At 67.4% G+C, this 5,008-nt stretch carries 5 protein-coding genes and 1 riboswitch; all 5 genes read right to left on the bottom strand.

Going from position 1 to position 5,008, the window contains the following annotated elements; genetic code table 11:
* Positions 1 to 197: 197 nt before the first annotated feature.
* Positions 198 to 2,042: a TonB-dependent receptor domain-containing protein gene (locus ACEN88_RS24170; RefSeq protein WP_413343753.1), complete on the bottom strand. Its 1,845-nt coding sequence runs from the start codon at positions 2,040 to 2,042 to the stop codon at positions 198 to 200.
* A 61-nt stretch (positions 2,043 to 2,103) separates the two neighbouring features.
* A riboswitch (cobalamin riboswitch) is annotated at positions 2,104 to 2,338 on the bottom strand.
* Entirely contained in the window at positions 2,333 to 2,860 is a 528-nt protein-coding gene (cobC, locus tag ACEN88_RS24165; RefSeq protein WP_413343751.1) for an alpha-ribazole phosphatase family protein, read from the bottom strand. It overlaps the preceding riboswitch by 6 nt.
* Entirely contained in the window at positions 2,857 to 3,639 is a 783-nt protein-coding gene (locus ACEN88_RS24160) for an adenosylcobinamide-GDP ribazoletransferase (RefSeq protein ID WP_413343749.1), read from the bottom strand. Before ACEN88_RS24160 ends, cobC begins: the two co-directional genes overlap by 4 nt.
* Positions 3,639 to 4,664 carry a nicotinate-nucleotide--dimethylbenzimidazole phosphoribosyltransferase gene (cobT, locus tag ACEN88_RS24155; protein ID WP_413343747.1) on the bottom strand — a complete coding sequence of 342 codons (1,026 nt, stop codon included), beginning with the start codon at positions 4,662 to 4,664 and terminating at the stop codon, positions 3,639 to 3,641. The genes ACEN88_RS24160 and cobT overlap by 1 nt, the downstream gene beginning before the upstream one ends.
* A gap of 142 nt (positions 4,665 to 4,806) precedes the next feature.
* Positions 4,807 to 5,008 (bottom strand): hypothetical protein (locus ACEN88_RS24150; RefSeq protein ID WP_413343746.1); only part of this gene is annotated, 202 nt, incomplete at its 5' end.

Below are 5,008 nucleotides of genomic sequence, written 5' to 3'. Positions count from 1 at the left end.
ACCCAGTACCACCGCACCTGCGCCACCGCGTCCGGCAGCTCGGCCGGCGCGACCGCAATCGATCCGCTCATGCCCGCGACGAGCAGGCTGGCGACCGCCACGCACAGCAGCGTGACGATGATCGGAATGGCGCGCTGGCGCAGGGGCGGTGGTACTGGGTGCATGGCTCGTCGGAACATGGTGGTTAGCGAACTCCCTCAGTGGCTACCATATTGGAAACCCGCGAACCAGGTGCGCCCAGAGGTGCCATAGTTGCGCGCCAGGTCGTAGTGCTTGTCGGCCGCGTTGTCGAGGCGGACCAGCAGCGACCAGTCGCGCGTCATGTGCCAGGTAGTGTACAGGTTCAGCAGGCCGTAGCCGCCGAGGCGGTTGGCGTTGGCGGCATCGTCGAAGCGGCGGCCGGAGGCCTGCAGCTCGACGCCGGTTTCCACGGCACCCACGGTGTAGTCGGCCGCGACGCTGGCGTGGCGGCGCGCGCGCCGGGCCAGCTGCTTGCCGGTCGTCTCGTCGCGCGGATCCTGCAGGTCGGCGCTGGCGCGCAGGTCCAGGTTGCCGATGCGGGTGACGGCCGCCAGCGTCAGGCCTTCCAGCAGGGCGTGGTCGACGTTGTACGCGCAGCTGCCGTTCGGACGGTCCGGGCACGGCGTGACGGACACGATCATGTCGGTCAGCCGGTTGCGGTAGTAGTTCGCCTGCAGGTCGACGCCGGCCACGCGGTACTGCACGCCCACTTCCGCATTGCGGCCCCGTTCCGGCTTGTTCGACGTCAGGCCATAGCCCGGGTAGTACAACTCGTTGAACGTGGGGGCGCGGAAGCTCGTGCCGTAGCTCGCCGTGGCGCGCAGGTCCTGCGTGAACTCGTAGCCGTAGCCGAGGGCGCCCGTCGTCTTGCCGCCGTATTCGGAATGGTCGTTGCGCGCGCTGACGTCCAGCAGGTGGCTGCCGCGGCGCAGGTCGTACGAGGCCGCGAGGGAATTCGTGATGCGCGTGCGGTTGATGTCCTTGATGGCGCTGGACAGGACTTGTTCCTTGCGGTGGCCGGCCAGCACCTGCAGCGTGTCGCCGGCGATGTCGAACGTGTTCTGCCACGTGAACTCGTCCTGGCGCGTGTTCAGCTGCGTGGTGCCGGACGGCGTCGTGCTCGTGAAGCTGCCCAGTTTATCTTCCGAGCGCGCCGCCTGGACGCTGCTGCGCCAGTTCGGGAGGAAGCGGTCGTTCAGGAAGACGCTGTAGCTGTCGAGTTCCTGGATGTTGTGGGTGTCGAAGGCTGACTTGCCGCTGTCGTATTGCGCGCTCAGGCGGCTCTGCATGAATTGCGCGCCGATCTCGTGACCCTCGGCCAGGCGCAGTGCGAGTCGTGCGTTGACGCTGTTGCGCGTGTAGCCGTCATCGTCCGCGTTGTAGCTCGACGAGCCGGGACGCGTGGACGAGAAGCCGTCCGATTCTTCGTGCGCGCCGGAGAGGGCATACGTCACGCCGTGCGCACCGCCCGTCGAGCCGTGTACGCTGGCGTCGTACTGGTTGGTGCCGTAGGTGCCGCCGCCCGCGCTGGCGCTGAACATCGGCGCGCCTTCGCTCTTCTTCGTGAAGATCTGCACGACGCCGCCGATGGCATCCGCGCCGTACAGGGAGCTCAGGGGGCCGTAGACGATCTCGATGTGGTCGATGGCCGACAGCGGGATCGCATTCCACGACGCCGCGCCCGTGGTCGCGGAGCCGATGCGTACGCCGTCGACGAGGACGACGACCTGGTTGCTGTTGGCGCCGCGCAGGAACACGGTGGTGTTGGTACCGGCGCCGCCATTGCGCGAGATTTCGATGCCGCGCTGGCGGCGCAGCACGTCGGCGACGGAGCCGGCGCCCGCGCGGGCGATGTCGTCGCTGGAGATGACGACGGTGTCGGGGATGACGTCTTCGGCGCGCTGCGGCGTGCGATTCGCGGTGACGATGACGGTGTCGGGAATGGGATCGGCGTGGGCCGATGCGGCGGCAGCGAATGCGAGCGAAAGCGCGGCTGCCTGCCGGAAAACAGGAAAGGACATGACGTTTTTATTGTGATGGACAACCGGCCGACGTCCCCGTCAGCCAGGTGAACAGAAGCGCAGGGCGCTTCCACCTTTTGGCCGGTATCCGGGCTGGCGAGTATGGCCGTCCGACCTTCCCATGCGGATGCACAGTGGTATGTGGGGACGGTTGCCGCGCACGCGTGAGAGCGTGCCGGCACTTGCTTACCGTTGCGGGGGCAGCACACGTTGGCGCCTGTCTGAAGAGCGCTTCGTGTTTCCCGTTTAACTGCGCCCCAGAGAGGAGCGCGAGCACCAAAACCCCGACATTATACGCCCAGCACGACCAGCTGGCCGTAGCCGATGCGATGCGGCGTCTGCGCCGCGTTCAGTGCCGCCTGTTCCAGCGGCACGCCGCCATGCAGCGCCGCCAGCAGGCGGATCGTGCCGGCGTGGCAGACGATGAGCGCGGACGGCCCACGCAGATCGGCGACGAATGCCTGCACGCGACGCGCCACGTCGAGCACGTTTTCCGCGCCGCCGGGGCGGTAGTGGAGCAGGTCGGCGGACCAGGCGTCGACGTCGGCGCGCGGGATGTCCGACCATGGGCGCAACTCCCACGCGCCGAAATCCATCTCGGCCAGGCGCGCGTCGAGCGTCACGCGGCCCGGCGCCAGCCGCTCGGCCAGCAAGGCGCAGCGTCGCAATGGGCTTGCGTAGACGGGCAGGTCGCGCGGCAGGGCGAGCCCGGATTGCACGCGTGCGAGTTCCGTTTCGGTGACCGGCACGTCGCTGGCGCCGTAGCACAGGCCGGGCGCAACGTCCGGTTGCGGATGGCGGACCAGGTACAGCGTCATGCGTTCCAGGCGCCGTGGCCCAGCGTGGCCAGCACGGCGACATGGATGAGCGCTTCGGCCAGCTGCTGGACGGCGCCGAGGCAGTCGCCCGTGTAGCCGCCGAGGCGGCGCACGAATAAACGGCCCAGCCATAGCGCGGCGAGTGCCGCTGCGATGATCGCGGCCAGCATGGCGGCCGGCGTCATCGCTTTCGTGGCCAGAACGTACGCGGCCGGCAGCGTGCAGGTGATCGTCGCGATCGCGAATTCGGCCGTCGTCATTTGCTGCGCCAGCGGCTTGGCCTTGCCTTCGCCGCGCACGTAGTCCAGCTTCCAGATCAGCGCCGTGGCGGCAAGGCGCGAGAGCGGATGCGCGACGAACAACGCGGCCACGGCCACGTGCGGCGGCAGCATCGCCAGCGCGGACAGCTTGGTCGCCAGCATGCACACGATGCCAATCGCGCCGTACGCGCCGACGCGCGAATCCTTCATGATCTCCAGCGCCCGTTCCTTCGTCATGCCGCCACCGAGGCCGTCGCACGTGTCGGCGAAGCCGTCTTCGTGGAATGCGCCCGTGATATAGATCGACGCCGCGGTCGACAGCACGGCCGCCACGGGCGCGGGCAGCACGAGCGCGGCCGCGTAATAGACGCCGGCCGCAACCGCCGCGACGACGACGCCGACGAGCGGGAAGTAGCGCGACGCATGCTGCAGCCACGCGGCCTCGAAGCCGACCCAGCCCGGGATCGGCAGCCGCGTGAAGAACTGCAGCGCGATGAAGAACAGGCGGACTTGATGCATCAGGCGGATTTTTCGCTGACGCTGGCCGACTCGAAGGTCGCCATCTCGTTCAGGAAGTTCGCGGCCGCGTGCAGCAGCGGCAGGGCGAGCGCGGCGCCCGTGCCTTCGCCGAGGCGCAGGTTCAGGTGCAGCAGCGGCTCGGCGCCGAGCGCGTCCAGCATGCGGCGGTGGCCAGATTCGTCCGAACAGTGCGCGAACACGCAGTAATCCAGGATCGCGGGTTCGATGCGCGCCGCGACGAGCAGGGCACTCGTGACGATGAAGCCGTCGATCAGCAGGACCTTGCGCAGCGCGGCCGCCTTCAGCATGGCGCCGGCCATCATCGCAATCTCGAAGCCGCCGAACGTGGCCAGCACGGCGCGGGGATCGTCGACGCCGGCATGGCGCTCGGCCGCCGCTTCGATCACGCGCTGCTTGCGCAGCACGCCGTCCGGCGACAGGCCGGTGCCGGCGCCGACGCAGTCCGCGACGGGAATCCCCGTCAGCTTGTGCATCAGCGCGGCGGCCGCCGTCGTATTCCCGATACCCATCTCGCCGAAGCCGACCACGTTGCCGGGCAGGTCGGCCGCGAGGGCCGCGCCATGTTCCAGCGCGGTGGCGCATTGCGCCGGCGTCATCGCCGGTTCGACCGCGAAGTTGCGCGTGCCGTTTGCCACCTTGCGGTCGACGAGGCCGGGGCGTGCGCCGAAATCGTGATTGACGCCCGCATCCACGACGTGCAGGGCTATACCGTTCTGGCGCGCGAACACGTTGATGGCGGCGCCCTGGGCGAGGAAGTTCTCGACCATCTGCCACGTGACGTCCTGCGGGTAGACGGAGATGCCTTCCGCGACGACGCCATGGTCGCCCGCGAACACGAGAATGGCCGGCTGCCGGATCGTCGGCGCGACCGTATTCTGGATCAGGCCGAGGCGGCCGGCCAGCCGTTCGAGGGCGCCGAGGCTGCCGAGCGGCTTCGTCTTGTTATTGATGGCGGCGGTGAGGGCGGCGGACAGATCGGGATTCGTCGTGGGGGCGATGCGCATGGGGACTCCATGGGGGGATGAAGCCGGCAAAGATAGCACAGAAGCAACTCGAAAATTCTTACGGTAAGCCCCTTGCATACCTCCGATCTGGTTTGCTATAGTTCGCCTCCTGCTTCGGCAGTGCAAGAAAAGTTCAGCGAAATCAAACAGTTGAGCTAGGTGGTTTGACAACGCCGCTTGCGCTGACGAAAAAGATGAGTTGACGAGTTAAACGAAACACTGCATAATCTCGTTCCTCTGCTGCTGACGAACAAAACGATTCGCAAACGCAGCAAGGCAGTACCGAATACAGCTCTTTAACAATCAACAGTCGATAAGTGTGGGCGTTTGATGAAGTGCCAGCA

Origin of the sequence: Massilia sp. CT11-108 (assembly GCF_047302915.1) — a bacterium.
Lineage (GTDB): Bacteria > Pseudomonadota > Gammaproteobacteria > Burkholderiales > Burkholderiaceae_D > Telluria > Telluria orientalis.
The sequence above is the reverse complement of the archived record's forward strand: the minus strand, read 5'-3'. Positions and strand labels throughout refer to the sequence as shown.